Below are 25,091 nucleotides of genomic sequence, written 5' to 3'. Positions count from 1 at the left end.
GCACATGACCATGACCCTGACCGCTCCGGAGCCCACTCGGCCCGACACGCGCTCCCGGCTCGTCGTCATCGGCAACGGCATGGCCGGCGCCCGCGCTGTCGAGGAGGTCCTCGCCCGCGGTGGCGGCGACCTCTTCGCTGTAGAGGTCTTCGGTGAAGAGCCGTACGGGAACTACAACCGCATCCTGCTCTCGGAGGTGCTGGCCGGCAACGCGGCGACCGAGGAGATCTACCTCAACCCGGTGGAGTGGTACGCCGAGCACGGCGTCACCTTCCACTGCGGGGTGCGCGTGGTGCGGGTCGACCGCTTCGCAAAGCTGGTCTACGGCAACGACGGCTCGATCGTCCGCTACGACAAGCTCGTCATCGCCACGGGTAGCCGCTCGTTCTTCCCGCCGCTCGAGGGGATGTGGCAGGACCTCAAGACCCTCACGCCGGGGGTGTTCGGCTTCCGCGGTCTCGACGACACGGCCGAGATGATGCGCCACGCGCCCGACCATGACGTCGCGGTAGTCATCGGCGGCGGGCTGCTCGGGCTCGAGGCCGCCCGCGGCCTGCAGAACTACGGCATGACGACGCACGTCGTGCACGCCGCACCGACCCTCATGAACCAGCAGCTCGACGCGCAGGCCGGCCGCATCCTGCAACGCTCGGTCGAGAAGCTCGGCATCACCGTGCACTGCAACGTCCGCACCACCGCGGTCCTGGGCGAGGAGAAGGTGACCGGGGTGCGGTTCGGCGACGGGTCGGCGCTCGACTGCGACATGGTCGTCATGACCGCCGGGATCCGTCCCAACGTCGAGCTGGCCCGCCGCGCGGGGCTCACGGTGGAGCGCGCCATCGTCGTCGACGACCAGCTGCGCTCGGTCGACGACGACGACGTCTACGTGGTGGGCGAGTGCGCGCAGCACCGCGGGCAGGTCTACGGCCTGGTCGCGCCGCTCTGGGAGCAGGCGGGCGTGCTCGCCGACCATCTGACCGGCGTGAACCCGCGCGCGTCCTACCACGGCTCGCGGGTCGCCACCAAGCTCAAGGTCGCCGGCGTGGACGTCGCCGCGATGGGGCTCAAGGAGCCCGAGCACGAGGACGACGAGTTCGTCCAGTTCTCCGAGCCGCGCCGCGGGGTGTACAAGACGGTCATCGTGCGTGGCGGCAAGCTCGTGGGCGCCACCCTGCTCGGGGACGTCAGCAAGGTCGCGTTCCTGACCCAGGCGTTCGACCGTGGCCTGCCGTTGCCCGAGGAGCGCATCAAGCTGCTCTTCGACATCGGCGGCCCCTCGCCGGAGGTCGGAGCCGCCGAGCTCGCGGACGACGCCCAGGTCTGCAACTGCAACGGGGTGACGAAGGGGCAGCTCGTCGCGTGCGTCCGCGGCGGCGAGCACACGGTGTCCGGGGTCATGAACGCCACGCGGGCGGGCAAGGGCTGCGGCTCGTGCAAGAGCCTGGTCAAGGACGTCTGCGAGTGGGCCGCGGGCGGCGCGGTCGAGCAGGACCCGTCGGAGCGGTGGTACGTCCCCGGGGTGCCGCTGGAGAAGGCCGAGCTGATGGCGGCGATCCGCGAGCGGGAGCTGAAGAGCGTCTCTGCCGTCTTCGCCGCGCTCGCCCCCGAGGGCAAGGAGGACGCGGGCAGCAAGATGGCCCTCGCCTCGCTGCTGCGCACCATGTGGAACGACGAGTACGTCGACGAGCGCGACGCGCGCTTCGTCAACGACCGCGTCCACGCCAACATCCAGCGCGACGGGACGTTCTCGGTGGTGCCGCAGATGAAGGGCGGGGTCACCACGCCCGAGCAGCTGCGCACGATCGCCGACGTCGCCGACAAGTACGCCGTCCCGCTGGTCAAGGTGACTGGTGGGCAGCGCATCGACCTGCTCGGTGTGCGCAAGGAGGACCTGCCCAAGGTCTGGGCCGACCTCGGCATGCCCTCGGGCTACGCGTACGGCAAGAGCTTCCGCACGGTGAAGACCTGTGTGGGCTCGGACTTCTGCCGCTTCGGCGTGGGGGACTCCACTGCGCTGGGCATCGCCATCGAGGACCGCTACAAGGGGCTCGACAGCCCGGCGAAGATGAAGCTCGCCGTGGCCGGGTGCCCGCGCAACTGCTCGGAGGCGCTCGTCAAGGACGTCGGGGCCGTCGCCGTGGAGGGTGGGCGGTGGGAGGTCTACGTCGGGGGCGCTGCAGGCGCTCACGTGCGCAAGGGCGACCTGCTCGCGACCGTCGACACCCCGGAGGAGGTCGTGACGCTCACCGGGCGGTTCATGCAGTACTACCGGGAGAACGCCGACTGGCTCGAGCGCACCTACTCGTTCGTCCCCCGGGTCGGCATCGAGCACCTGCGGGCCGTGATCGTCGACGACAGTGAAGGCATAGCAGCCGACCTCGACCGGCGCATGCAGGAGTCCGTGGACGCCTACAAGGACCCCTGGCTCGAGGCCGGGCAGCCGGCGACCCCGGGGCAGTTCCGCACCTCGTTGCCGCTCGTCGAGCTGCCGCAGGTCCCAGTCCGGCCGGCCCCGTGAGCACGCACGTGCTCGGCCCGGCCGAGGCCATCCCGGAGGGGGAGGGGCGTGCCTTCGTCGTCGGGGGCGAGCAGGTCGCGGTGTTCCGGCTGCGCGGCGGGGCGCTGCGTGCCGTGCAGGCGCAGTGCCCGCACCGCGGCGGCCCGCTCGCCGACGGGCTCGTCGACGCCGAGGTCGTGGTCTGCCCGCTCCACGGCTACGCGTACGAGCTGGCGGACGGCTGCGCCCGGAGCGGGGCCGGCGCGCTGCTCGTCTACGACGTCGAGGCCGACCCGGCCGGGCAGCTGGTGGTCAGGCTGCCCGGCCGTCGTGTCGAGGAGGTGGGAGGCGCCGCGCAGGCGCGGCTGGAGGACGCGTTCGCGGAACCTGTCGCGTGAGGCGGGACGTCTCAGGCTCGCGGAAATGCCAGCGGGTGGTGCCGGACAAAAGCCGGCGCGACGGGTATGCCCGCGCCCGTGTTCAGCTCCGGGCCCAGCTCTGCTGCACGCTGATTCAGGAATGCCGGCTTCACGTGCCACACCCCGCTGTCCAGCCGCTCCTGCAGTGCCCCGAACGCCGACACGATCTCGGCAGAGGTGAACGTGCAGTGCCCGGGGCGGTCCACGAAGGCCTGCCGGAGCAGCTCGGGCCGCCCGGCTCGTTCGGCGTACGCCCGCTCGTGCGAGCTGGGCACGAGCCCGTCCGCGGTCCCGTGCAGCGTGAGCAGCGGCTTGGCGGGAGCGTTCGTCAGCCCGCCGTGGGCGGAGAGGTACGTCCTGGCCACTGGGTCGGCCGCCACTCGGGGGGCTGCGGCGAGCGTCGCGAGGTCGTCGTCCAGGTCCAGCCCCGCCGCCCGGTAGAGAGCTCGCACGTCCGAGCGCTGCTCGGAGTCGCGCAGCATCCGCTCGTAGTCCACCCCGACGTTGGTCGAGGGGTTGCCACCCGCGCGCGCCTCGAGCTCCCCGCGCTCGGCGAAGGCGAAGACGGGGAAGGACTCGGTCATCCAGGCCAGGCGGGCCGCCGCGCGCCCGGCGGCGTCCGCGGGGAACGGCGCCAGCGGGTCGACCGCCCCCGGCACCTGCATGACGGCCGCGGCGAGCGCGATGCGGGCGCGTCCTGCGGCAGTGGCAGCCGCGTCGGACAGGATCCTCTGCGCGGCGTCGAGGTTGCCGAGCGGGTCGTCGACCCCCGTGATGCGCACCGCGCCTGACTCCGGAAGCAACGTTCGCAGGACGTACGCGCCGTCCAGGTAGCTGTCCCACAGCGCAGGGCCGCCTGCGTGCAGCCCGCACAGAGAGAGCCCGCCGTCGAAGCGCTCGGGGTGCCGCTCGACCAGGGCGGTGGTGACGAGCCCGCCGAGCGACTCGCCGAGCGCGATTGTGCGGGTGGGCGCCCCCACCCGGGCCGTGAACGCGTCGAGCGTCCCGAGCTGGTCGTCGACGGCCTCCTCGACCGCCCACCCAGTGCCGGCGTACGAGGAGCCAGCCAGGGCGTACCCGTTGTCCAGCATCCACTGCCGTGACGCGTCGCTGGCCGCGGTCTCGGGCGGGTTGTCCTCGCCGGGGAAGCGCAGGCCGTGGCTGTAGAGGACGACGGTGCCGTTCCATGCCGGCGGCACCTCCAGGCGGTAGGCGGCACCGTCGGCGAGGGCCCCGGTGAGGACCCGGGCTTCCTCGGCGGGAGCCGCGGACGCGGTCGTCGTGGCGGACAGCGGTGCAGCGGCGAGGGCGGCCAGCAAGGCCGCGCTGCGGCGGAGGCGGTGTGTCATGCACGCAGCCTCGCCCGGCCCTTCGGGCGCAGACAGAGCAACGATTGCTCACTCGCCGGCCTGCTCGTGCCCCCGCCGGGTGAGCAGCGGGAGCGGGCGCGGTTGAGCAACGCCTGCTCAGGTGCAGCGACCGCTGCGGCGGAAGAGTCGACGTCGTGCCGGCACCCCGCCGGCCGACCGTCAGAGGAAGGTGCCTCCCGTGCACATCAGCTTCTCGCGCCGCCCGTGGCGCGCCGCGTCCGCGCTCGTCCTCGCCGCCGCCGCTCTCGTCGTGCCCGCGGCCGGCGCCGCCCCGGCTTCCGCGCAGGACGTCACCACCATCACCTCCAACCTGTCCTACGAGGACTCCAACAAGACCGGCCCGATCAAGTTCAGCAAGGTCGAGGTGTGGCGCTTCGCCCCCCGCACGTTCGGGATATGGACATGGGCGAACGAACGCACCGTCTTCACCGACGACAAGGGGCGCATCAACACGAGCTTCCCCTTCGTGAAGGACGCGATCTTCGCGCTGCGGGTCTTCGCGACGAACAGCGCAGCGCAGGTGTGGCCCAACGACTTCCTGCACGCGCAGCCGTTCTGGGCCGAGCCGGGGCACGGCAGCCAGCCGGTCCACCTCACCTCGACCCGGCCGAACACCCAGCTCACGTTCAACTGGCACTTCGCGGACGACTGGACGCCGCAGCACTTCAACATCGCCGAGACCATCAGGCTCGGGCGCGACTACGCGGCCGCCAACCGCGGGGACAGCGACCCCCTGCCGCGTGCGGACGTGCAGCCGACGTCCGTCACCGGTAGCTACTACAACCCGGTGAACAGCACGGTCGTCATCAACAGCGGCAACGCGTTCACGGACTTCGCGATCCTGCACGAGTACACGCACTTCCTGCAGGACAAGATCGGGTCGTTCCCGTGGCTGCCGGCGGCCCACGACGGCTGCATCACCGAGGACGTCTTCCACAACCCGGTGAACACTGCCGACCACTCCTGGATGGAGGCCTTCGCCGACTGGTTCCCGCACGCGGTGTCGCGTGCGTTCCGGGGCGAGCACCTGGAGGGCAACGTGAACGCGGCGGGCGAGGGGACGTTCGACGAGGCTCGGCTCGAGAAGGGCAACTGCGGCCCGCTCCCGGCGTCCGTCACCGGGGACGAGGTCGAGCTCTTCCTCGCCGCCAGCCTCTGGGACCTGACCGACGACGACACGAACGTCGAGCCCTGGGACCGCTTCGCGGCCCGGGACCGCTCGATCTTCCAGATCTTCGACAAGGAGCTCGACGCAGCCGCCGGCGTCGGCAACCCCACGATCATGACCTTCCGCAAGGCGTGGAACGACCGCGGCCTCGGCTCGAGCCTGGACACCGTCCTCCACGCGGACCACGTGCTCTGACCGAGGGATGCCTGTCGCGGGCCGCGAGCGAGATGCTCGCGGCCCGCGCCGTGCTCCCCGCGCCCGGCGCGTCACGCCGAGAGCGCCGCCGCGAGCTCGCGGCGGCTGCCGATCCCGAGCTTGGTGTACGCCGCCTGCAGGTGATTGTTGACCGTGCGCACGGACAGGAAGAGCCGTTCGGCGATCTCCTTGCTCGACAGGCCCCGTGCGGCCAGCCGGGAGATCTCCTGCTCCCGCTCGGTGAGCGGGGACACGGACTCCACGAGCAGGGCGTGCAGCACGCCGCCCTCGCAGCGTCCGGCGAGCTGCCGGGCGCGCGCCGTGAGCGCCGCGATCTCGCGCTGCGAGCGCTTCCCGGTGGCTGCCTGCACGGCCTGGGCGGCCGCCTCGGCGGCGCTCATCCGCGACCCGATGCGCTCGAACTCGTCCGCCGACTCGGTGAGGCCGCCGACGTCACGGCGTGCGGCCGCCGTGGCGTGCCGGGCGAAGGCGGCCGTGAGGACGCCCTCGGTCGAGGCCTCGAGGCGCTCCAGCTGATCGACGACGAGCTGCGGCCGGCCGAGGCGTACGACCCCGTGCAGCAGCGCCGCGCCGAGCGTCGGGTGCCCGGCCGCCAGCGCCCGGTCCGCGCGGTCGCGCAGGCCCGAGGTGGCGCCGTCCAGGTCGCCCTCGAGGGCACGCACCCAGCAGCCGGCCAGCACCCGCCACGGCTCGTCGGGGTCGCCCGTGCCCGGGATGCGCGCCAGCGCCTCGCGGGCCGGGCCGGGCTCCCCGAGCCACGCGTGCGCGAGCGCGAGCCCGGCGAGGCCCAGGCAGACGTGTCGCCGGGGCCCGTGCGCCTGGCCCCCACTGACGACGTCCCGGGCCCAGCGGGAGGCGCTGCGGGGCCGGCCCGCGTGCAGCAGCGCCATCGTCAGCGTCCACTCGGCCACGGTGACCGCGCGGTCGAGCCCGTCCTGCACGGCGTAGGCCAGCGCTCGGTGCGCGGCCTTCGTCGCGTCCTCGACGCGCCCGTCCTGGATGAGCGCGGCGGTGCGCGCGAGCTCGGGCGCCGAGCTGTGCAGCAGCGCGGCCCCGCGCAGCCGTGACATCGCGCTCGTGCTCTCCTCCGCGAGCTCGACGCCCTCACGGGCGCGGCCGGTCCAGGCAAGGGCGACCGAGGCCGCCACGGACCACTCGAGCCGGTCGCCGGGCCGGGTGGGCGCGGGCACCGCGGTGACCGCCGCCAGCGCCTCGTGCATGCGGTAGGCGGCCCGCAGGATCTCCGCGCGCGCGGCCGCGAGGGGCGTCGCCTGTCCCGGCAGGGCCGCCTGAGCCTTGTCGAGCAGGGCGATCGCCGCGTCGACCCCCGCCGGCCCGTCGTCGGCGAGCAGGCCGGCCCGCAGGGCGGCGACCCGGGCCCGTACCTCCTCGGTCGCCGACATGCGGCCGGCGTCGCGCAGCGTCTGCGCGGCGTCGTCGGGCCGGCCGAGCTCGCACTCGGCCTCGCCGAGGTGCAGGAGCGACTCGGCGAGCCCCGGGCCATGCTCCGGCCAGGACCGGGCGGCGGCGCGCGCCAGCCGCTCCACGGCCACGAAGTCGTGGGCGAGGCGCGCCAGCCGGGCGGCGCGCAGCAGCAGGTCCGGGTCGGCGGTGCCGGTGGCCTCCAGCCTCCACAGCGCGACCCGCAGCGGGTCGCCGCGCCGCTGCGGGCGGGCCTCGATGACGGCGACCTGCTGGAGCAGCAGGTCCGCGGCCCGCAGCCGCGAGATGCCGGCCCGGACCACCGCCTCGTACTGCGGGTGCGCCAGCCGCGCGAGCAGCTGCCCGGATGCGTCGTTCGGCCCGGGCTCGACCGTGACCAAGCCGGCCTCCTCGAGGGCCGCCAGCGCGTCGCGCGCCGACGGCTCGACGAGCTCGTCGACGCCGAGCACCTGGCACAGCGCGAGGCGCTCGAGGACCGCGCGCCCGGCGGCGTCGATGCCGTCCAGCCGCAGCCGGAGCAGCTCGAGCAGCGCGGGGCTGCCGGTCACCGGGCCGGTCAGCTGCCAGACCCCGGAGACGGAGGTGAAGCCGCCGCGCCGCGACGTCTCGGACAGGAGCTCGCGCAGGTGGAGGGCGTTGCCTCCGCTCTCGCGGGCGAACGCCTCCACCACTTGCGGGGCGACCGGCCCGCCGAGCGTCGCGGCGAGCAGGTCGCCGCACTCCCGGGTGGTCAGGAGCGGGACGTCCAGCCGCAGCGCTCGGTCCGCGCTCCACATCGCGAGCACCGCGTCGGGCAGCGCCTCGCCGGCCCGCGCGGTCGCGAGCAGGACGGCGAGGTCCTCCTCGAGCAGCTGGGCAAGGACGCCCGTCGACAGCGGGTCCAGCGACGGCAGGTCGTCGACGAGCAGGAGCAGCCGCGACCCTCCGGCGAGGTCCGCGACCACCCGCCGGGCGTGCGCGAAGAGGCGCACGGCGTCGGTCGTCAGCGGGTCGAGGTCCACCTCGCCGAGGGTGAGCAGCCCGGCAAGCGGCCCGAGCGGCACGGCGGCGAGCGTGCGGGTCGCGTTGATCCGGAAGACGGGGTACGTCCGCTCCAGCCGCGCGGCGCACTCCTGGGCCAGGCGGGTCTTGCCCACGCCGGCCGGGCCGTGCAGCAGCACGGCGCGGAGCCCTGGGCGGTGCAGCGCGGCCTCGACCTGCTCGAGCAGGCTCTCACGGCCGACGAGGGGCCACCGGTGCTGGGTGCCCGGGGAGGCCGCGGGCCTGGTGCCGCCGTCGCCGGGGGAGCCGGTGGCGTACGCGTCGGCTCTGGGGTGGCAGCGGACGCCCGCCCCCGCAGCCGCGCTCTCCGACGACACGGGCACACTTTGCCGTAGTTGTCCGTGCCGTGCAGCCGAATTCTGCGCGCCGAAGGGCTTTGTCAGTCGTGCTCGACGACGTCGGCGCGCAGCGCCTCGACCCGCTCGACGACCTCGGCGACCGCACCGGGCTCGAGGTCGAGGTCGCGCAGCGTGGCCGCGAGGTGCTCGACGATCGCGTCGAACGCGGGGTCGGTGACGGCGAGCCCGGCGTGGGCCGCGGCCATCGTCCGGCCGGTGAACACGTCCGGGCCGCCGACCGCCGTGCTGAGGAAGGCGTGCTGGTGGCTCTTGAGCCGCTTGAGGTCGATTCCGGCGAACCACGGCGCGAGCAGCGGGTCCTGCACCACGCGGGCGTAGAACACGGCCACCGCCGTCCGCAGCCCAGCGCCACCGCCCAGCTGGTCGTAGAGGCTCCCCGTCGCCATGGCCTCCGCGTGCAGCGGGTCGTCCGCCGGCTCGGGGCCGTCCTGCTCTCGCGCCTCCGTCGTCGCCATGCGGTCCGCCTCCTCGCTCTGCGCGGGGTCTCCCGCCGTCACAGCGATTGCACCACGGGCGCGCGGGCCGGGCCTGAGCATTTCTTGCTCACGTCGCCCGTGCCACTGCCTGAGCTGAGCAATCGATGCTCTGCCGGGAAGGGGGCGGAGCGGAGTGTCCTGTGGGCATGACGAACCGACCCGCCGCCAAGCGGCCTCTCACCAGCATCCTCTCCGCGATCGCCCTCGTGCTCGCGACGCTGTCGGCCTCGCTCGCCTCGACCGGCGTAGCGCACGCCGACACGTGCAAGGACGGAGTGTGCATCACCGCGGCGCAGACGGGCGCCGGCCTGAGCAACGTGACGACGACGCTGCAGACCAACGTGCCGACGACCGCCTACTACTACCTCTTCGACTCCACCGGAGGCGTGGCGGGCGCCAAGGTGGTCAGCGTCCCGTCGACCACGCACGTCCTCAGCGTCGACGGGCTGAGCCCCGCCAACGACTACACGTGGTGGGCGACCGTGATCGACGCCTCCGGGGCCGCCGTCGCCCGGCAGAGCACGGTCAGCACGCAGCGCGGCCGGGTGCAGGTGCGCTTCGACACCGCCGACGTCTGGGACGACAGCGACTTCTGGTCGGCGGGCGACATGAGCGTGTACGGCCGGGCGGGCGACGCGCAGGTGACGATCGACGAGAGCCGGCAGATCGACGGGGACGGACTGAACGGCGTCGGCACGTCGCTGCACGGGCTCGTGCTGACCGTGCCCAACACCGCGCCCACCATCACGGCCGCGGTCGAGATGTACGACGACGACTGCGACTTCTTCGAGCTGTGCGTGCACGGCCTCGGGCCCAGTTGGGGCCAGGGCAGTGACAGCGAGGCCGACTGGGCGACCGCCTGGGCGACGGCCCCGACGCGCAACCAGGACGGCAAGTGGCACCCGTTCCACGGCCGCGTCGACGGCCCGGTCGGGTTCAGTGCCCAGCTGAGCTACCGCGTCGTGCCGTGAAGCCTTCCGGCCCCGTCCCTGCGAAGGGGCGGGGCCGGGACCGACAATGAGGCCGTGCGACCCGCCACTGCCGCCCTCCCGCTCGCCGCCGTGCTCGTGCTCGCGGCGTGCGGCTCCGACGCAGGCACGTCCGGGGCGCCCGCCCGGCCCGCCGACTGCAACCACGTGTCGCTGCAGGGCAAGGACGCGGCGGCGGCGGTGGGGTTCCACTGGACAGGGGAGACGCACGCCTACGGGGCCTCGACGACCCTGTGGTTCTGCGTCGACCCCCGGCTCGGCGGGTCCATCACCTTCGAGCCCCCTGCGGGCGTGACCGTGACACCGCAGAGTCAGCAGAACTCTGCTTCCGGAAGCGGTGTGCTGCCCTTCACCATCACCGTGCAGCAGGGCGCGACGGGGCGGGTGCGGGTGCAGGCAGCGGACGGGAACGGCCGACCGCAGGCAAACATCGGCGGCCCGGAGGTCGAGGCCGCGGGGGACGGCTGGAAGCTGGCCGAGCCCGCACGGTGACGGCGACGGGCGATCGCGTCCGCGGCTCGTTGGTGCCGGCTGCGGCCGCCCTCAGCGGCGGATGCGGCGCACGGCCCCGCGCACGGTCCGGTAGGCGACGATGCCGCTGAGCACCCACGGCCCGCCGACGAGGATCGGGTCCAGCCACTGGTGGTTGACGTCGGCGCGCTTCTGGCCGAACCGGCTGGACACCGGGTGGCTCTTCGGCTCGCTGAGCACGCCGGTCTCGGTGACCGGGTTGTCCGGCCGCGGAGTCAGGAAGGACGCGAGCACGTGCTCGGTCCGGTCGACCCGGTCGGCGGCAACGAGCAGCAGCCAGTGGGCGGCGCGCCCCTCGCTGTACTTCGCGTAGGCGTGGCGGCGGATGACCCCCGACAGGCCCTTCGGAGGGGTGGACGTGCCGAAGACGGGTGTCAGGAACTTGTGCTCGATCGAGCGCTCGCGCGGCCACTTCTCCGGCTGGCGCTCGGGGAACTCCCACCGCGCCCCGCTCGCCGCGGGGTCGAAGCGCTCGCGCGGCACCGCCGGCCGGTCCTCGGGGTCGAGGTCGACCCCCCACCCGGGGATGCGGGCGCGCAACTGCTCCGTCGTCTCGGGAAGCGGCGGCTTCTCCGGCGTGTAGGCCATCGTCTGCTGCCCTTCGTCAGGAGGCGTTCGGGAGGATGATCGGCTTGATGCAGCCGTCCAGCTTCGCCGAGAAGATGTGGTATCCCTCGGCGATGTGCTCGAGCGGGATGCGGTGGGTCACGATGTCGTTCGGCTTCAGGTAGCCGTTGCGGATGTGCTCGAAGAGCCGTGGCCACTGGCGCTTCACCGGCGCCTGGTTCATCCGGAGCGTCAGCCCCTTGTTCATCGCGTCGCCGAACTTCACCGCGCTGAAGAGCGGCCCGTACGCGCCCATGACGCTGATCGTGCCGCCCTTGCGCACACCGTCGATGGCCCAGTTGAGCGCGATCGGCGAGCCGCCCTGCAGCTTGAGCTTCGTCGAGGTGACGTGCTGGAGGAAGTTGCCGTCGGCCTCGGCGCCGACCGCGTCGATGACCCGGTCCGCGCCGATGTAGTCGGTGATCTTCTTCAGGTGCACGACGATGTCGTCGTACTCGGTGAAGTTGTAGGTCTCGGCGTGCGCGAACGTGCGCGCCTTCTCCAGCCGGTAGTCGAGGTGGTCGATCACGATCACGCGGCCGGCGCCCATGAACCATGCCGACTTCGCCGCGTAGAGCCCCACCGGGCCGGCGCCGAGGACGACCACGACGTCGCCCTCGACGATGTCCGCGAGCTGGGCGCCGAAGTAGCCCGTCGACAGCGCGTCCGTGCAGAGCAGCGCGTCCTCGTCGTCCATCCAGTCGGGGATGAGGCTCGGGCCGACGTCGGCGAAGGGGACCCGGACGTACTCGGACTGGCCGCCGTCGTAGCCACCGCAGGTGTGCGAGTAGCCGTAGATGCCGCCCACCGCGGTCGCGTTCGGGTTGACGTTGTGGCAGTTGGAGTAGAGGCCGCGCGCGCAGAAGAAGCAGGACCCGCAGTAGATGTTGAACGGGACCATCACCCGGTCGCCGACCTTGAGGTTCTGGACGGACGACCCGACCTGCTCGACCACGCCGATGAACTCGTGTCCGAACGTCATGCCGACCCGGGTGTCGGGCATCATCCCGTGGTAGAGGTGCAGGTCGGAGCCGCAGATGGCGGCCATCGTGACCCGCACGATCGCATCATTCGGATGCTCGATCGGCGGGATGTCCTTCTCCTCGACGCGGACCCGGTAGGGCCCGCGGTAGACCATCGCGCGCATGGCTGTCGCCCTTCACCCTCGCCCTGCCCCGTCAGACGGCCGGACTGTGCCCCGGGAGAGGGCGCTCAACCGGGACGGGTCAGCTCAGCAGGGCGACGTTGCGGACCTCGGTGTCGTGGGCGTCGGCGCGGACCTCGGCGAGGGCGGCGCGTACGCGCTCGAGCGCGCTGCACAGGCTCTCGACCCCGTCGCGCAGCCGGCGCTGGTGGTCCATCTCCGCGGCGCGGGAGGCGGTGGCCGCCGACCATCCGGTGATATGGGTGTTGACGTCGTCGAGCACGGCTTTGACCTGCTCGAGGATCTGCTCGTGGGCGAGCGTCATCGCGTGCTCCATGGCCTCGAGGTCGGCGACGTGCACGACCAGGCCGCGCCCGCTCACTGCGGGCCTCCGAGACGGCCGGCGAGCCGGGCGGCGTACGCGGCCTGCTGCTCGGCGTCGGTGGTCGCGGCGGTCACGTCGGTCGCGACGAGGTTGCCGGCGTACTCCTGCAGCGCGGGGAGCAGGTCCTGCGCCGCCTCGAACCACGCTGTCGCCGCCTCGGCGAACCCGGCCGCGGCCCCGCCGGCGAAGCCCGAGCCGGAGCTCTGCAGCGCGTCGGCGAGGCTGCTCAGCGTGGTCTGGATAGGGTCGAGCGCCTGCTGCACGGTCTGCGCCGCGCGCGCCTGGGCGCCGAGCTCGAGCTGGGTGTCGGCCATCGTCCTCCTCCGTCCGTCGATCTACTGTCCCATCGGGCCCACGGGGGCACTCGGAGAGCGCCGCCCGATCGGGTGGTGTCGGGCGGCGCGCGGCCCGGGCGGCCGGCGGGGATGTTCTGCCCGGGTGTGCTCGCGGTAGGTAGCCTGCCGCCGGTTGTCCGTGGTTCTGGGGGTGTGGGGTGCCGTCGTACGACTTCGAGGTGGACCTGCAGTCGCTGGCTGCTGCGGCGCAGGGGGTCGCGGAGACGGTGCAGCTGTTCAAGGACAAGGACGTCGAGGACCTGGTGCCGGGCGAGGCGGCGTTGGGCTCGGACGTGGTGTGGTCCGCGGTCGAGGAGTTCAAGGACCGCTGGGAGCGCGGGATGAACAACCTGGTCGGGGACGTGGAGGAGATGGGCGGCCGCCTCGGGCAGGTCGCGACGAACTACGCCGAGTTCGACGCGCAGGGCAACGAGCGGATGACGGCGGTGGCCGGTGACGTCCGCGCGGTGCGCGTGATGGGGCGCTGAGCGGTGCCGGACTTCTCGATCAAGGGTGATCCCGGGGCGGTCCGGGCCAAGGCCGGCGTGGCGCGGCAGAAGGGCGCGTCGTTCCGGCAGGTCGGGGAGTCGCTGGCCAAGGTCACCACGGACGGGTGGACCGGGCGGGCGGCGGACACGTTCCGGGACAAGTTCGACGCCGAGCCCGAGCGCTGGCACAAGGCGGGGGCCGGGTTCGAGCGGGCGGCCGCGGCGCTGGAGGGGTGGGCCGACGCGCTCGCGGACGCGCAGGCGCGGGCCGAGTGGGCCGAGGGGGAGTACGCGCGCGGGGAGCAGGTGACGCGGGACGCGCGGGCCGCCTATGACGCGGACGTGGCGCGGGCGCGGCGTGAGGTCGCGGACGCGGCGGCGCAGGGCACGACGTTGACGCTCACCATCATCCCGTTCTCCGACCCCGGGCAAGGGGTGCGCGACGGAGCGCTGGCGGAGCTGGCCTCGGCGCGGGCAGCGCTGGACGCGGCGGCGCACGAGTGCGCGGGCGAGGTGCGGGCCGGGTGCGCGGACGCGCCGGACAAGCGCAACTGGCTGGAGTCGGCCGCGGCGGCGGTGGGCGGGGTGTTCGTAGGCGCGGGGGAGGCGCTCTGGGACCTGGGCAAGCTGGTCACGACGCCATTGTGGCGGCCGATCGCGGACCTGCAGGCCGTGCTCTCGGGCGACCTGACCCTCGAGGAGCTGGCCATGCGCAACCGGCTCACGCTCGAGCAGGCCGGGGCGTTGCTGCAGGCGCTCAAGGACGACCCGGTCGAGTTCGGCAAGCAGCTGGGCAAGGGGCTGTTGGACTGGGACACGTGGGCCGACGACCCCTCCCGCGCCCTGGGGCATCTGGTGCCGGACCTGGTGGCGGCGGTGTTCACCGGTGGCACGGCCGCTGCGGTCACCCGCGGGCTGAAGGGCGCGGACGCGCTGGCCGACCTCGCCGCGCTGGGGCGGGGCGCGGACGGGCTCGACGGCCTGAACGACGCCCGCCACGCCGCAGACGGCCTCGACGGCCTGAGCGACCTCGTGCGGAGCTCGGGGATCAGGAGCCCTCAGGAGTGGGACGACGTACTGTCGCGGATCTCGGACCCGGACTCGCTGAGCGCCTATCGCCTCCGTGACCGCTATTCGCAGGACTACTACGAGGCGGTGCGGTCGGGCGGGGAAGGGTCGCTTGACGAGATCGCCCGGTCCTCGGGGATGGCCCGCAGGCAGATCGAGCAGATCGAGAGGCATCTGTTCCACGAACAGCACGACCTCGGCGACGGTCGCATTGATGTCTTCGACTCCGACCCCGACATCGCCGATGCCTGGCGCCGCCTCTCGGCCGGGAAGCCGTTGCCGAACGACCTCGACCTGCTCCGCCACGAGCTCGCTGAGTCGAACTACATGCGCCAGCACGGCGTGCCCTACCCGGAGGCCCACGAGGCCGTCAAGGCTCAGGGGTTCACTTGGCAGCAACCGGAGTGGCATCCCGGAGCTGACGTTCACGAAAGGAACCGTTGAGATGGCGCTTTTCACGATGCTTCTCAAGGTGGAGGAGGACGAGGCGCGGGTGCGATACAGGTTCGGTCCCACCGAGGACAACCTCGGACTCCTCGAGCTGGACAAGGAGTCGGGCGAGGTGACGCAGCTGCAGTCGCCGGACAGCGACCCGCCGGGCGTCGACTTCTCCAACGCACGCAAGCGCCTCGCGAAGATCCTGAACTCTGGTTCAGCCTTTCCCGACCGCACGAGTTATGCCGCCTGAATGTGTCTTGAGCGCATGAGGCGCTCCGCCGAGCCCGTGCCGTCGCCGCGACCGGGACTCGGGCCGTCGATGGCGAACCAAGGCGAACGGGGACGTCCGGCGCGGCGGCGCGCGAGGCGAAAAGGGCGGTGTTGTGGCGCTTCTTCTCGACCCGTTGCCGTCCTGATGAGCCCCGAAGGCCGGGTGAGGTCTCCGACCACAGCCTGTCCGAGGTGCCGGCCCATGCAGGCGGGACATCCGATGGGACGTTGCTCGACGGCTTCGAGGACCCGATCGCCGTTCCCCAGGAGGGAATGACGGTGTGGCGGGTCTACGGCGAGGCACAGGACGGAATCGGCGGACTGCAGCGAGGCTCGCTGCCGAGTGGGATGTCATGGACGCCGAAGGATCCCTCGCTCAGCTCGGGCTTCCGTGTTGACGCAGGCCTTCCCGACGAGAACCCGGGCCGTTTCCTGATCGAGGGCCGTCTCGTCGATCCGGGTGCCGTCACCGAGGTGCGCCCTGCGCTGCCGCTGGACGGGAATCCCGGTGGGTGGCCGGAGTACCACATTGAGGGCGCGGGCGACGCCGTCGATACGGTCCGCATCGAGGGTGTCAACGAGCCGTGGACACGCCGCCCTGGCGACTGGCTGCCACGGTGACCGCGGCCAACACCCATCGGGAGGCCTGGCTCACGAGCGGGGATCAATACTTCTGGAACATTCCCCGCCGGGTCCAGGTGCACGAGCCCGTGCCGGGCCCGGAGCTTTCGTCGGATTACGTTCGGCTCGACGTGCCCGACACCGAGCCTGACGGCCCGATGGTGCTGCTCGTGACGCGACGTGACGGTGGGCCGTGGCACGAGCCGAAGCTGGGTGAGGCTGTGCATGTCCTGTTGTGGGAGGTGAGCGATCCGTCGTCAGTGTGGGCGAACGGTCGTGCTCACCCGCCGACCTCCCGGCCCACAGCGTGGTGCAGTGTGACGAGGACGGCAGCGGACGCGCAGGACGTGGCGACGGGAAGATTCCGCCAGCGAAAGGCTGGGGCATGAGCGGCAGGGAAACGGTGAGGGTGCAGGTGAACGAGCCGCTTCGTGCTGCGCTGGCAGTGGTCGACGCAGGAGGGGTTGCTGCGGCGCTGCACCGCGGCCAGGTGCTCGTGCCCACGACCGCAAAGCAAGGGCTCATAGCTCCGCTGGTCGCCACCGATGCGGGCGGTCGCCGACTGCTGCCGGCGTTCTCCGGCCCGGACGCGCTGCAAGCGTGGGGAGCCGCCGATCGGGCGGGCTCGGTGCCAGGCAAGGACCTGGTCGACTTGGCGGCGGCACAGGGCGTCGTCGGCGTGCTCTTCGACCCGGCCGGGCCGAACCCCGTGGAGGTCGGGTTGCAGGAGTTGTCGCTCGCGCTCGACGGGCTGGCAACCGGACCGGACGGTGTGACCAGAACGTCGGAGCCGTTGCGGGCACGCGCCGCAGATGACGTTCCCCCTCGTCTTCTCGACGCGCTATTGGCGTGCCCGTTGCCACCCGGAGCCGAGCTGTGGGTCTTCGAGCGGGCGGCACACGGTCGGCCGCTACTCACCGTCGCGCTGGGTGGTGCAAGCGTGACCTCTTCGTCGGCGCAGCGCATTGCGGAGTATCTGGGCGCTACTCCTGGCCTGCCTACCGTCGACCTCATCACCCTCGATGAAGGCGTCCTCCGACAGTTGGCGGATCAGGTCCCGGCGGCACGGGTGCGTTGAGAGGCTGGCGCCGTATGCCCCTCGGGTGATCCCAAGGCCGGCGTGGCGCGGCAGAAGGGGGCGTCGTTCCGGCAGGTCGGGGAGGCGCTGGCCAAGGTCACGACGGACGGGTGGACCGGGCGGGCGGCGGACACGTCTCGGGACAAGCTCGATGAGAGGTGGGTCAGGGCCGGGTGAACGGCGGTCCTGCGGTGACGGCGTCCGGCACCTACGCCGTCTACCACGGCGCGGAGTACGCGGTGCGTGCCTCCGGCCGTGGCTACGTCCTCCTCGATCTGAGCGGGGTAGGTCGCGGTGCGTTCGCCGACGAGGATCTCCTCGGCCAGACCGCAGGGGCTCGCGACGACCGGGTCAAGATCAAGGAGTCGGCACTCGAGCGATTGCTGGCGAGGGAAGTCTCCGCGACTTGGCGGGGTGCCGAGGTCTATCTCGAGGGGCTCGCCGACGCCGAGCACGTCTGGTACTACACGAACGCGGGGCCTGCATGGGCTGCCGCCAACGGCGCGAAGGGAAGCCAGCACGACGGATGGCGGGGCAGCACCCCCCTGGCGGAGCTGACCCACGTCCGGGTGGAGGAGAAGGACTTGCCGGTGCGGAGGGACGGGTGACGTCGGGCGGGGCGCGGCTGTCGCCAGAGCTGCTGCAGAAGCTGTTGGTGCCGTGGCTTGGCCGGGGCGTGCTGGAGCAGGGCTACTCTCGGTTGGTGGCCCGGTGGTGCGCGCGGTCGACGTGGCCGGGATGGGGCCGCACGAGCTCGTGACGGCGTACGCCCGGGTGGGCCGACGGGGCCGTTCGGCGGCGTGCCGGACGAGGTGTTCGTGGTGCGGTTCGAGGTCGACCCGTTGATGCGGCTGGAGCGTCCGGTGACGCGGGGGTGCGGCCGTGGCCGACGTACGAGAGCGGTTTCCTGTACGGGCCTTCGGCCGTGCCGGTGTGGATGCTCGAGCGGACGCGGGTGCCGATCGGGACGGAGCTGCGTCGGCTGGGTGCGGACGGGTCCGACCAGCTGCTCGCGGTGTTTCACGGTCTGGCGGTTGGGTGGCGCGGGGCGGCGGGCTACTTCCCGCCGTTGCACCTGGTGGGGCCGAGGGCCACGTGGCGGGGGTTGGACCTGCCGGCGGCGCTGGTGCCGGGCTCCTCGACGCTGGAGCTGGTGTCCGTGGGTGAGGCGGCGCCGCTGCCTGGCTTCGAGCCGGTCCGCCCGCAGGTCTGGCGTGCGGTGGCGCCCCTGGCTGACGTGGACGAGGTCTTCGAGCTGGTGCTGGCATGCCGATGGCACGGGGCGAGGGCCCGGATCGTGCTGCACAGTGCGGGGCAGGCACGGCTCCTGCTGCTCGAGGACGACCCGGGGCTCATCGCGGCGCTGGCCGGCGAGGAGGTCGAGCCGGGTGTGTTCGAGGTGACCGCGCCCCGGGCGGAGCTGACGGACGTCGGCGGTACGACACAGGAGCTGGCGCGAGACTGATCAGGGGTGCACTTCGGCAGCACCGAAGTGGCATCCCGGAGCTGACGTTCACGAAAGGAACCGTTGAGATGGCGCCGTTCACGATGCTCTGCAAGGTGGAGGAGGACGAGGCGCGGGTGCGATACAGGTTCGGTCCCACGGAGGACAACCTCGGCCTGCTCGAGCTGGACAAGGAGTCGGGCGAGGTGACGCAGCTGGAGTCGCCGGACAGCGACCCGCCGGGCGTCGACTTCTCCAATGCGCGCAAGCGCCTCTCGAATATCTTGAACTCCGGTTCAGCCTTCCCTGACCGCACGAACTATGCCGCCTGACGGCGTCCCGAGCGCACGTACCCTCCCCGATTCGGGTGGTCCTGTGGCGTCAAGCCGCGAGGGATTTCTCCGGGGCGGGCGTGGGCGCCCGTGGTTGGTAGGTGGTGCGCGTGCGGACCATGGCGAACAAGACGTCCGGCCCCGCGGCGCGCGAGGCGATAAGGGCGGCGTTGTGGCGCTTCTGCTCGACCCGTTGCGGTCCTGATGAACCCTGCAGGCCGGGTCCTCCAAGGGGGAGCCGTCGATGCGAAGGGAATGTGAGCGATGAACGCATCTGATCCCGTCGGTGAGCTGTACGCCCGCATCGCGCGCGCACTCGTGGATGCGGCGCCGGCCGGATGGGGCGAGCTGGAAGGAACCTATGCCCGCGCGGGCAAGACAGCGGAGTGGCGGGCCGTTGCGCGGATGCAGGACGGCAGGGAGGTGGACCTCGACAACGTCTCCTGGGACTTCGGCAAGGCGTTGAGGGCTCTTCGAGAGCAGCTGTACCAGCAGGGGAAGGGCGCCTGGTACACCGCACGCGTCGGAGTCACGCCGGACGGGCGACTGTCTATCGACCTGGACTACGACCACGAGCCTCAGTGGCGGTTCGACGTCGTGCCGGAGACGTACGTCGAGGACCTGGAGATGTTCCCGCGCGACGAGGAGTCGCTCCCCGGGTGGTTGAAGGAGAAGGTGCGGCAGTCTGGCAACGCGAGCGGCTGCGCGCCGGCTTGAGCTCGCCCATACATCCGGGGGGCTCGGCTCCTGAAGCTGCCAGGAGCGAGGGGGTGACGAGATGTTCCGGCGTCGCGACCGCGGGCCGGGCGCCGCCGACCGCCCCCGGGAGCAGCCGCGGGACGACGCCGAGGCCGTCGAGGCGCGTGGCCGCCACCTCGCCGCCCTGCAGGCCCTGCGGTCGGCCTGCGCTGAGCCGGCTGCACGGTGTGTGCTGTACGCCCTGTCGGCTCCGTGGTGGACGATGCCCACCGATGTGTCGGCGGGAATGGGGGCGTCCTGTCGGTGCTCGACCTAGCGCGGCCGCTGGCGATGCGGCGCCAGCGGGGCGGTGGCGTGTATCGACGCACGGCCGGTGCGGCGCGGCGAGCCTCTGCGTTGCTGTGGGCGCGAGGACCGGGTGGCGGTGCCGTATGCCAGCTCCGCCACCCGCCCCACCACCCTCGACAGGGCATCGAGCCGTGCTACTCGACGGTGACGTCGTAGTGCAGCGTGCAGTCCAGGCCCCGGTCCACCCGGTTGACGCGCTGGTGGCCCGAGCCCCAGTTCTCGGAGCGGTCGAAGGTGCGGTCGATGACGAGCATCTCGTCCTTGCCCGAGGTCAGGCTGTCGGACTCGGCGATGAAGCCGCTGACCCGGAGGTCCTCGTCGGGCTTGAGCTCGACCGACCGGGAGCTGGCCAGGTCGACGTTGCTGCCGTTCTGCACGAGCTGGGGGTTGGCCTTGTTCCGCTCCTCGACGACGGCGCCGTTGACGCTGAGCTTCCAGTAGAGCTTGCCCTTCTGGAGCGGCTCACCCTTGCGGTCGACCTGGATGCGGTCGAACTTGACCTTGACGTTGGGCATGTCGATCTCCTTCTCGTCTCCGGCGCCGGGCTCTCCGGGCCGGTGCTGCAGGCGGGGTGCCTACCGCCATGACGTTGGGGGACGTGGCTGTAGCGGGGCTGAACGGCGGCTGAACGCCGCCGTCACAGTCCCGAAGCGGCGTTCGGGTATCTCCTGCGCCTCGCCCGAGCTCCTTCCTCTGTCAGCGGGGGGACCGTCGGACGAGCGGCCGTTCACAGGGCGATTCCTCGCCCTGGGCCGGCCGGGATCGGAGGCCCACCCGTGGACATACGGATGCTCGGGCCGCTCGAGGCGTGGGACCAGGGGCGCCCGCTCCCGCTCGGGGGCGTGAAGCAGCGCGCCGTGCTGGCGATGCTCGCCCTGCGGGCCAACCGGGTGGCTCCGGTCGAGCAGCTGGTCGAGGGGCTGTGGGCGACCGAGCCCCCGGCCAGCGCAGTCAACATCGTGCAGGTCTACGTCTCCCGGCTGCGGAAGGTGCTGGCGGACGGGCCCGGTTGCACGCTCCGTCGGCACGGGCCCGGCTACGTGCTGGAGCTGGGCCCGGAGGCACTCGACCTGCATCGGTTCGAGCGGCTGGCCCGCGAGGGGGCCGAGGCGGCGACAACTGGCCCGGAGACGGCCGCGGACCGGCTGGCCGAGGCCCTGCAGCTCTGGCGGGGGGAGCCGCTCGCGGAGTTCGTCGACGAGCCCTTCGCGCAGGCGGAGAGGCCGTGGCTGCAGGAGCAGCGGCTGGCCTGCCTGACGGCGCGGGTGGAGGCCGATCTCGGGCTCGGGCGGCACGCGCAGCTCGTCGGCGAGTTCGAGGCACTGGTGCGGGCGCATCCCCTGGTCGAGGAGCTGCACCGCCAGCTGATCCTCAGCCTCTACCGCTGCGGCCGGCAGGCCGACGCCTTGAGCGCCTACCGACGGGTCCGCGCCGGGCTCGCCGACGAGCTCGGCATCGATGCCGGCCGCCGTCTGCGCGACCTGGAGGCCGCCGTCCTCGCCCAGGACCCGCGCCTGGACTGGACGCCCCCGGTGCGTGTCGATCCTCCGGTGGCCCGGGTGCAGAAGCTGCCGTCGCGCAACGCGCACTTCACCGGTCGCGGCGGCCTGATCGAGCAGCTGCATTCGCGGCTGGCGTCGGGGGACTGCTCGGCAGCGGTGCAGACGCTGCACGGGATGGGCGGCGTCGGCAAGACCCAGCTGGCGATCGAGTACGCACACCGGTTCGCCGCGGACTACGACGTCGTGTGGTGGATAGACGCCGAGCGACCGGTCCTCATCGGCGAGCAGCTCACGGCGCTGGCCGCCCGCCTCGGCCTGCCGCCCGGGCGTACCCACGCGGAGACCATCGACCGGCTGCTCGTCGAGCTGCGCGGGCGGGACCGCTGGCTGCTCGTCTTCGACAATGCCGTCCGCCCGTCCGACATCGTCGATGAGCTGCCCGGCGGCGGTGGGCACGTGGTCGTCACGTCCCGGTTCCCGGGCTGGGGCGCGCTGGGCGGCCGGCTGGAGGTGGACGTGCTGCCGCGGGCCGAGACGATCGCCCTGCTGCGGGCGCGGATCCCCGCGCTGAGCCAGTCGCAGGGGGACGACCTGGCCGCGGAGCTGGGGGACCTGCCGCTGGCGGCCGCTCAGGCTGCCGCATATCTCGAGCAGACCGACCTCCCGCCGGGCGACTACCTGCGCCGCTACCGCACGCGCCGCGCCACGCTGCTGGCCCGCGGTGAGGTGCCCGGGTACGCCGGGCGGGTCGACACCGCCTGGGCGCTGTCCGTGGAGCGGCTGCGCGACCAGGACCCGGCCGCGGTGCAGCTCCTGGAGCTGGCCGCGTTCCTCGCGCCGGAGCCTGTGCCGCTGTCCCTGCTCGCCCGCCGGCCCGACCCGCTCGACGAGCCGCTGCGCACGGCTGCGGCTGACGAGGACGCGCTGGGCGACACCGTCGGCTCACTGGTCAGCTACTCGCTCGCCCGGCGCCACCGCAGCGGGTTCCAGGTCCACCGGCTGGTGCAGGCCGCGGTCCGCGAGCGGCTCGAGCCCGGGCGACGGCAGGCAGCCGCGGAGCAGGCCGTAGCGCTGCTGGCCGCCGCACTGCCGGGGACTCCCGAGGACCCGGCCCGGTGGGACGCGTACGCCGAGCTCGCGCCGCACGTGCTCGCGGCCGCCGCCGACGCGGAGGCTTCACCGGCCGGCCGGCGCCTCGTGCTGGACATCGACCGCTACCTGCAGGCCCGGGGCGACAGCGTGGCGAGCCGGGCGGTCTGCGAGCCCCTGGTCGAGCGCCGGCGGACGGCTCTCGGCCCGGACCACCCCGACACCCTGACGGCGGCGAGCAGCCTCACGCGCGTGCTGGTCCAGCTGGGCGAGGTCGCGCAGGCGCGCGGCGTCGGCGAGGACACGTTGGACCGAGCCCGGCGGGTGCTCGGATCCGACCACCCCACGACCCTGTGGACGGCGGCGGCGCTCATCCAGGCGTTGGGGCTCTCCGGCGACGTCGTCGCCGCGCGCGCCCTCGCGGAGGACACGTGGCGCCGATGCAGCCGCGTGCTCGGCGCGGACGCGGCGGTCACCCTGCTGTCCGCGGCGGCCCTCACCGGGGCGCTGGCCGCGACGGGAGACGCCGAGCAGGCGCGCGCCCTGGGGGAGGACACGCTCGGCCGCTGCCGCCGGGTGCTGGGGGCGGACCATGCGACCACCCTGTGGGCCGCGGCGGCGCTCACGACGGCCCGGGTCCAGGTCGGCGAGGCCGGCGCGTCGCGCGTGCTCGGCGAGGACACGCTGCACCGCTGCCGTCGGGTGTTCGGCCCCGACCACGCGACGACGCTCTGGACAGCGGCTGCCCTGACGCTCGCGCGGGTCGAACTGCGCGACACGGCGTCGGCGCGCGCACTCGGGGAGGACACCCTCGCGCGCTGCCGCCGCGTCCTCGGGCCGGACCATCCGCGGACCCTGCTCGCCGCGGGAGCGGTGGCCCATGCCCTCAATGGCGAGGGGGACTTCGAGGCCGCGCACGACGTGGGCGAGGAGGCACTTCAACGGTGTACGCGGCGGCTGGGCCCCGATCACCCGATCGCCCTGCTCGTGGCGGCGGCGCTCATCCGGGCGCGAGCTGCGGTGGGTGACGTCGAGGGGGCGCGGGATCTGGGCGGCGACACGGTCCGGCGCTGCCAGCAGGCCCTCAGCCCGGAGCAGGCCATCACGGTGTCCTCGGAGAGCGCTTTGAGCGACGCGCATGATCGTGGAAACGGCCGCACGCCGCATCTGGCGAACTCTGGTTCGCCCGTTGCGCGCGCTCTCGGCTGAGCCAGGACGGCGCTCACGCCCTCGCTCTCTGTTGACATCGCTGAAGGCTGGACGGCCTCGACGAGAACGTCCGGTCGGCACTGATCTCGACCGAGATGGGGCGAACCCGACGGCGCTCGGTGATGCGCGCGCGCTTTGCCCGGATGCGGCGATCTTCCTCCGTCGACGCTTCCACCGATCGGGACTTTGGCCTCCGCACGTTCGAGCGAATCGCCTGTGGACGACGGAACCACGCGCTCCGGTGTCTGTGCACTATTCCCGTTGTCGGGTTGGCGCGACGGGGAGCGGTCGAAGTGCGTGCTGTGGGTGTGGTCGAGGACGAGGTCCGTGAGCTCGTCCGGCGGCGGGGGATCGACCCGGTCGCGGACCCGGCCGTGGTGCGCCGGCTCGTCGACGAGGTGATCGCGGAGTACGACGAGCGGTCGCTGGACGGGCGTCTGCCCGCGCTGGCGGACCCGCGCGAGGCGGCGCGGGACGTGTTCGACGCGGTCGCCGGGCTGGGGCCGTTGCAGCGCTACCTCGACGACCCTGCCGTCGAGGAGATCTGGATCAACGAGCCGTCGAAGGTGTTCGTCGCCCGGCAGGGGGTGTCGGAGCTGACGACGACGGTGCTGACCGCGGACGACGTGCGCGACCTGGTCGAGCGGATGCTGAAGGCGTCCGGGCGACGGGTGGACCTGTCGACGCCGTTCGTGGACGCGTCGCTGCCGGACGGGTCGCGCGTGCACGTGGCGATCCCGGACGTGACGCGGGCGCACTGGTCGGTCAATATCCGCAAGTTCGTGGTGAAGGCGACGCATCTGGAGGACCTGGTCGCGCTCGGGTCGTTGACCGCTGCGGCCGCGCGGTTCCTGGACGCGGCGGTGGCGGCGGGGCTGAACGTCCTCGTCGCCGGCGGCACGCAGGCGGGCAAGACGACGCTGCTCAACTGCCTGACAGCGGCGGTGCCCGCTCGCGAGCGGGTCATCACGTGCGAAGAGGTCTTCGAGCTCAAGGTGCCGCTGCCCGACGTCGTCGCGATGCAGTGCCGGCAGCCGAGCCTGGAGGGCACCGGCGAGATCAAGCTCCGGCGTCTGGTGAAGGAAGCATTGCGGATGCGTCCTTCGCGCATCGTGGTGGGCGAGGTCCGGCAGGAGGAGAGCCTCGACCTGCTCATCGCGCTGAACTCAGGCCTGCCGGGCATGTGCACGATCCACGCCAACAGCGCCCGCGAGGCGGTCACGAAGCTCTGCACTCTTCCCTTGCTGGCCGGGGAGAACGTCAGCCACTCTTTCGTCGTCCCGACCGTCGCGTCCTGCATCGACCTCGTCGTGCACGCCGCGACCGAGGCAGACGGCCGGCGACGCGTGCGCGAGATCGTCGCGGTGCCGGGCCGGGTCGAGGGCGACGTGATCGAGACGGCGGACATCTTCACCACCCGGCGGGGCGAGCTCGTCCGCGCGGACGGCTGGCCTCCGCACCAGGACCGGTTCGAGCGCGCGGGCTACAGCCTGCCGGCGCTGCTGTCCGGCGAGAGCGCGGCGTGA

At 72.7% G+C, this 25,091-nt stretch carries 24 protein-coding genes; 16 read left to right on the top strand and 8 right to left on the bottom strand.

What is annotated here, in order from left to right; translation table 11 throughout:
* Positions 1-4: 4 nt before the first annotated feature.
* Together nirB and G9H71_RS04065 are read left to right on the top strand one after the other, a co-directional pair.
* Positions 5-2,518: a nitrite reductase large subunit NirB gene (gene nirB / locus G9H71_RS04070; RefSeq protein ID WP_231134011.1), complete on the top strand. Its 2,514-nt coding sequence runs from the start codon at positions 5-7 to the stop codon at positions 2,516-2,518.
* Positions 2,515-2,895 (top strand): Rieske (2Fe-2S) protein, encoded by a 381-nt coding sequence (locus tag G9H71_RS04065; RefSeq protein WP_166278158.1) that lies wholly within the window; start codon positions 2,515-2,517, stop codon positions 2,893-2,895. Before nirB ends, G9H71_RS04065 begins: the two co-directional genes overlap by 4 nt.
* An 11-nt stretch (positions 2,896-2,906) precedes the next feature.
* On the opposite strand, the gene G9H71_RS04060 is transcribed toward G9H71_RS04065, so the two are convergent.
* Positions 2,907-4,265 (bottom strand): alpha/beta hydrolase family protein, encoded by a 1,359-nt coding sequence (locus tag G9H71_RS04060; protein ID WP_166278155.1) that lies wholly within the window; start codon positions 4,263-4,265, stop codon positions 2,907-2,909.
* Positions 4,266-4,464: 199 nt separating this feature from the next.
* On the opposite strand from G9H71_RS04060, the gene G9H71_RS04055 reads away from it, so the two are divergent.
* Positions 4,465-5,649 (top strand): hypothetical protein, encoded by a 1,185-nt coding sequence (locus G9H71_RS04055; protein WP_166278152.1) that lies wholly within the window; start codon positions 4,465-4,467, stop codon positions 5,647-5,649.
* A gap of 71 nt (positions 5,650-5,720) precedes the next feature.
* Here G9H71_RS04055 and G9H71_RS04050 read toward each other — a convergent pair whose 3' ends face one another.
* Complete coding sequence (locus G9H71_RS04050; protein ID WP_166278148.1) at positions 5,721-8,471, bottom strand: helix-turn-helix transcriptional regulator; 2,751 nt, start codon at positions 8,469-8,471, stop codon at positions 5,721-5,723.
* A 62-nt stretch (positions 8,472-8,533) separates the two neighbouring features.
* A complete protein-coding gene (locus G9H71_RS04045) occupies positions 8,534-8,968 on the bottom strand; it encodes a group I truncated hemoglobin (protein ID WP_166278144.1) in 435 nt (144 codons plus the stop codon).
* Between the two features lie 167 nt (positions 8,969-9,135).
* Here G9H71_RS04045 and G9H71_RS04040 point away from each other — a divergent pair, with 167 nt between their 5' ends.
* Positions 9,136-9,960, top strand: a complete 825-nt coding sequence (locus G9H71_RS04040; protein ID WP_166278141.1) for a hypothetical protein — start codon at positions 9,136-9,138, stop codon at positions 9,958-9,960.
* A gap of 54 nt (positions 9,961-10,014) precedes the next feature.
* Positions 10,015-10,470, top strand: a complete 456-nt coding sequence (locus G9H71_RS04035; RefSeq protein ID WP_166278138.1) for a hypothetical protein — start codon at positions 10,015-10,017, stop codon at positions 10,468-10,470.
* A 51-nt stretch (positions 10,471-10,521) separates the two neighbouring features.
* Here the strand turns inward: G9H71_RS04035 and G9H71_RS04030 are convergent, their stop codons facing one another.
* The 4 genes from G9H71_RS04030 to G9H71_RS04015 form a co-directional block, all read right to left on the bottom strand.
* Positions 10,522-11,097 carry a hypothetical protein gene (locus G9H71_RS04030; protein ID WP_166278135.1) on the bottom strand — a complete coding sequence of 192 codons (576 nt, stop codon included), beginning with the start codon at positions 11,095-11,097 and terminating at the stop codon, positions 10,522-10,524.
* A 16-nt stretch (positions 11,098-11,113) separates the two neighbouring features.
* Complete coding sequence (locus G9H71_RS04025; RefSeq protein WP_166278132.1) at positions 11,114-12,262, bottom strand: zinc-dependent alcohol dehydrogenase; 1,149 nt, start codon at positions 12,260-12,262, stop codon at positions 11,114-11,116.
* Positions 12,263-12,341: 79 nt separating this feature from the next.
* A complete protein-coding gene (locus tag G9H71_RS04020) occupies positions 12,342-12,641 on the bottom strand; it encodes a hypothetical protein (protein ID WP_166278129.1) in 300 nt (99 codons plus the stop codon).
* Complete coding sequence (locus G9H71_RS04015; protein ID WP_166278124.1) at positions 12,638-12,958, bottom strand: WXG100 family type VII secretion target; 321 nt, start codon at positions 12,956-12,958, stop codon at positions 12,638-12,640. The genes G9H71_RS04020 and G9H71_RS04015 overlap by 4 nt, the downstream gene beginning before the upstream one ends.
* A 179-nt stretch (positions 12,959-13,137) precedes the next feature.
* Between G9H71_RS04015 and G9H71_RS04010 the strand changes: the two genes are divergently transcribed.
* The 9 genes from G9H71_RS04010 (at position 13,138) to G9H71_RS23380 (ending at position 19,435) form a co-directional block, all read left to right on the top strand.
* A complete protein-coding gene (locus tag G9H71_RS04010) occupies positions 13,138-13,467 on the top strand; it encodes a hypothetical protein (protein ID WP_166278121.1) in 330 nt (109 codons plus the stop codon).
* A 3-nt stretch (positions 13,468-13,470) separates the two neighbouring features.
* Positions 13,471-14,979 (top strand): putative T7SS-secreted protein, encoded by a 1,509-nt coding sequence (locus G9H71_RS04005; protein WP_166278118.1) that lies wholly within the window; start codon positions 13,471-13,473, stop codon positions 14,977-14,979.
* A gap of 1 nt (position 14,980) precedes the next feature.
* A complete protein-coding gene (locus tag G9H71_RS04000) occupies positions 14,981-15,223 on the top strand; it encodes a hypothetical protein (RefSeq protein WP_166278116.1) in 243 nt (80 codons plus the stop codon).
* A 248-nt stretch (positions 15,224-15,471) separates the two neighbouring features.
* Positions 15,472-15,864 (top strand): hypothetical protein, encoded by a 393-nt coding sequence (locus G9H71_RS03995; protein ID WP_166278113.1) that lies wholly within the window; start codon positions 15,472-15,474, stop codon positions 15,862-15,864.
* A 385-nt stretch (positions 15,865-16,249) separates the two neighbouring features.
* Positions 16,250-16,942, top strand: coding sequence for an SseB family protein (locus G9H71_RS03990; RefSeq protein ID WP_166278110.1), 693 nt, complete (start codon positions 16,250-16,252; stop codon positions 16,940-16,942).
* A gap of 191 nt (positions 16,943-17,133) precedes the next feature.
* On the top strand, positions 17,134-17,550 hold the full coding sequence (locus tag G9H71_RS03985; RefSeq protein WP_166278107.1) for a hypothetical protein: 417 nt from the start codon (positions 17,134-17,136) through the stop codon (positions 17,548-17,550).
* Positions 17,551-17,867: 317 nt separating this feature from the next.
* The gene (locus tag G9H71_RS03980; RefSeq protein WP_166278104.1) at positions 17,868-18,407 is read left to right on the top strand and encodes a hypothetical protein; all 540 of its coding nucleotides are present in this window, start codon (positions 17,868-17,870) and stop codon (positions 18,405-18,407) included.
* Between the two features lie 68 nt (positions 18,408-18,475).
* The gene (locus G9H71_RS03975; RefSeq protein ID WP_166278101.1) at positions 18,476-18,718 is read left to right on the top strand and encodes a hypothetical protein; all 243 of its coding nucleotides are present in this window, start codon (positions 18,476-18,478) and stop codon (positions 18,716-18,718) included.
* A 264-nt stretch (positions 18,719-18,982) separates the two neighbouring features.
* On the top strand, positions 18,983-19,435 hold the full coding sequence (locus tag G9H71_RS23380; protein ID WP_231134010.1) for a hypothetical protein: 453 nt from the start codon (positions 18,983-18,985) through the stop codon (positions 19,433-19,435).
* Positions 19,436-19,899: 464 nt separating this feature from the next.
* Here the strand turns inward: G9H71_RS23380 and G9H71_RS03965 are convergent, their stop codons facing one another.
* Complete coding sequence (locus G9H71_RS03965; RefSeq protein ID WP_166278098.1) at positions 19,900-20,280, bottom strand: hypothetical protein; 381 nt, start codon at positions 20,278-20,280, stop codon at positions 19,900-19,902.
* A 261-nt stretch (positions 20,281-20,541) separates the two neighbouring features.
* On the opposite strand from G9H71_RS03965, the gene fxsT reads away from it, so the two are divergent.
* Positions 20,542-23,565, top strand: coding sequence for an FxSxx-COOH system tetratricopeptide repeat protein (fxsT, locus tag G9H71_RS03960; protein WP_331272731.1), 3,024 nt, complete (start codon positions 20,542-20,544; stop codon positions 23,563-23,565).
* A gap of 293 nt (positions 23,566-23,858) precedes the next feature.
* Positions 23,859-25,091, top strand: a complete 1,233-nt coding sequence (locus G9H71_RS03955; RefSeq protein WP_331272730.1) for a CpaF family protein — start codon at positions 23,859-23,861, stop codon at positions 25,089-25,091.

The organism is Motilibacter deserti (genome assembly GCF_011250635.1).
Lineage (GTDB): Bacteria > Actinomycetota > Actinomycetes > Motilibacterales > Motilibacteraceae > Motilibacter_A > Motilibacter_A deserti.
The sequence above is the reverse complement of the archived record's forward strand: the minus strand, read 5'-3'. Positions and strand labels throughout refer to the sequence as shown.

Excerpts from the sequence above, each read along its gene's own strand:
- G9H71_RS04045 (WP_166278144.1), bottom strand. The coding sequence starts at position 8,968 with ATGGCGACGACGGAGGCGCGAGAGCAGGACGGCCCCGAGCCGGCGGAC.
- G9H71_RS23380 (WP_231134010.1), top strand. The coding sequence starts at position 18,983 with ATGAACGCATCTGATCCCGTCGGTGAGCTGTACGCCCGCATCGCGCGC.
- G9H71_RS04060 (WP_166278155.1), bottom strand. The coding sequence starts at position 4,265 with ATGACACACCGCCTCCGCCGCAGCGCGGCCTTGCTGGCCGCCCTCGCC.
- G9H71_RS04015 (WP_166278124.1), bottom strand. The coding sequence starts at position 12,958 with ATGGCCGACACCCAGCTCGAGCTCGGCGCCCAGGCGCGCGCGGCGCAG.
- G9H71_RS03975 (WP_166278101.1), top strand. The coding sequence starts at position 18,476 with ATGGCGCCGTTCACGATGCTCTGCAAGGTGGAGGAGGACGAGGCGCGG.
- G9H71_RS04000 (WP_166278116.1), top strand. The coding sequence starts at position 14,981 with ATGGCGCTTTTCACGATGCTTCTCAAGGTGGAGGAGGACGAGGCGCGG.
- G9H71_RS04040 (WP_166278141.1), top strand. The coding sequence starts at position 9,136 with ATGACGAACCGACCCGCCGCCAAGCGGCCTCTCACCAGCATCCTCTCC.
- G9H71_RS03990 (WP_166278110.1), top strand. The coding sequence starts at position 16,250 with ATGAGCGGCAGGGAAACGGTGAGGGTGCAGGTGAACGAGCCGCTTCGT.
- G9H71_RS04025 (WP_166278132.1), bottom strand. The coding sequence starts at position 12,262 with ATGCGCGCGATGGTCTACCGCGGGCCCTACCGGGTCCGCGTCGAGGAG.
- nirB (WP_231134011.1), top strand. The coding sequence starts at position 5 with ATGACCATGACCCTGACCGCTCCGGAGCCCACTCGGCCCGACACGCGC.
- G9H71_RS04030 (WP_166278135.1), bottom strand. The coding sequence starts at position 11,097 with ATGGCCTACACGCCGGAGAAGCCGCCGCTTCCCGAGACGACGGAGCAG.
- G9H71_RS03965 (WP_166278098.1), bottom strand. The coding sequence starts at position 20,280 with ATGCCCAACGTCAAGGTCAAGTTCGACCGCATCCAGGTCGACCGCAAG.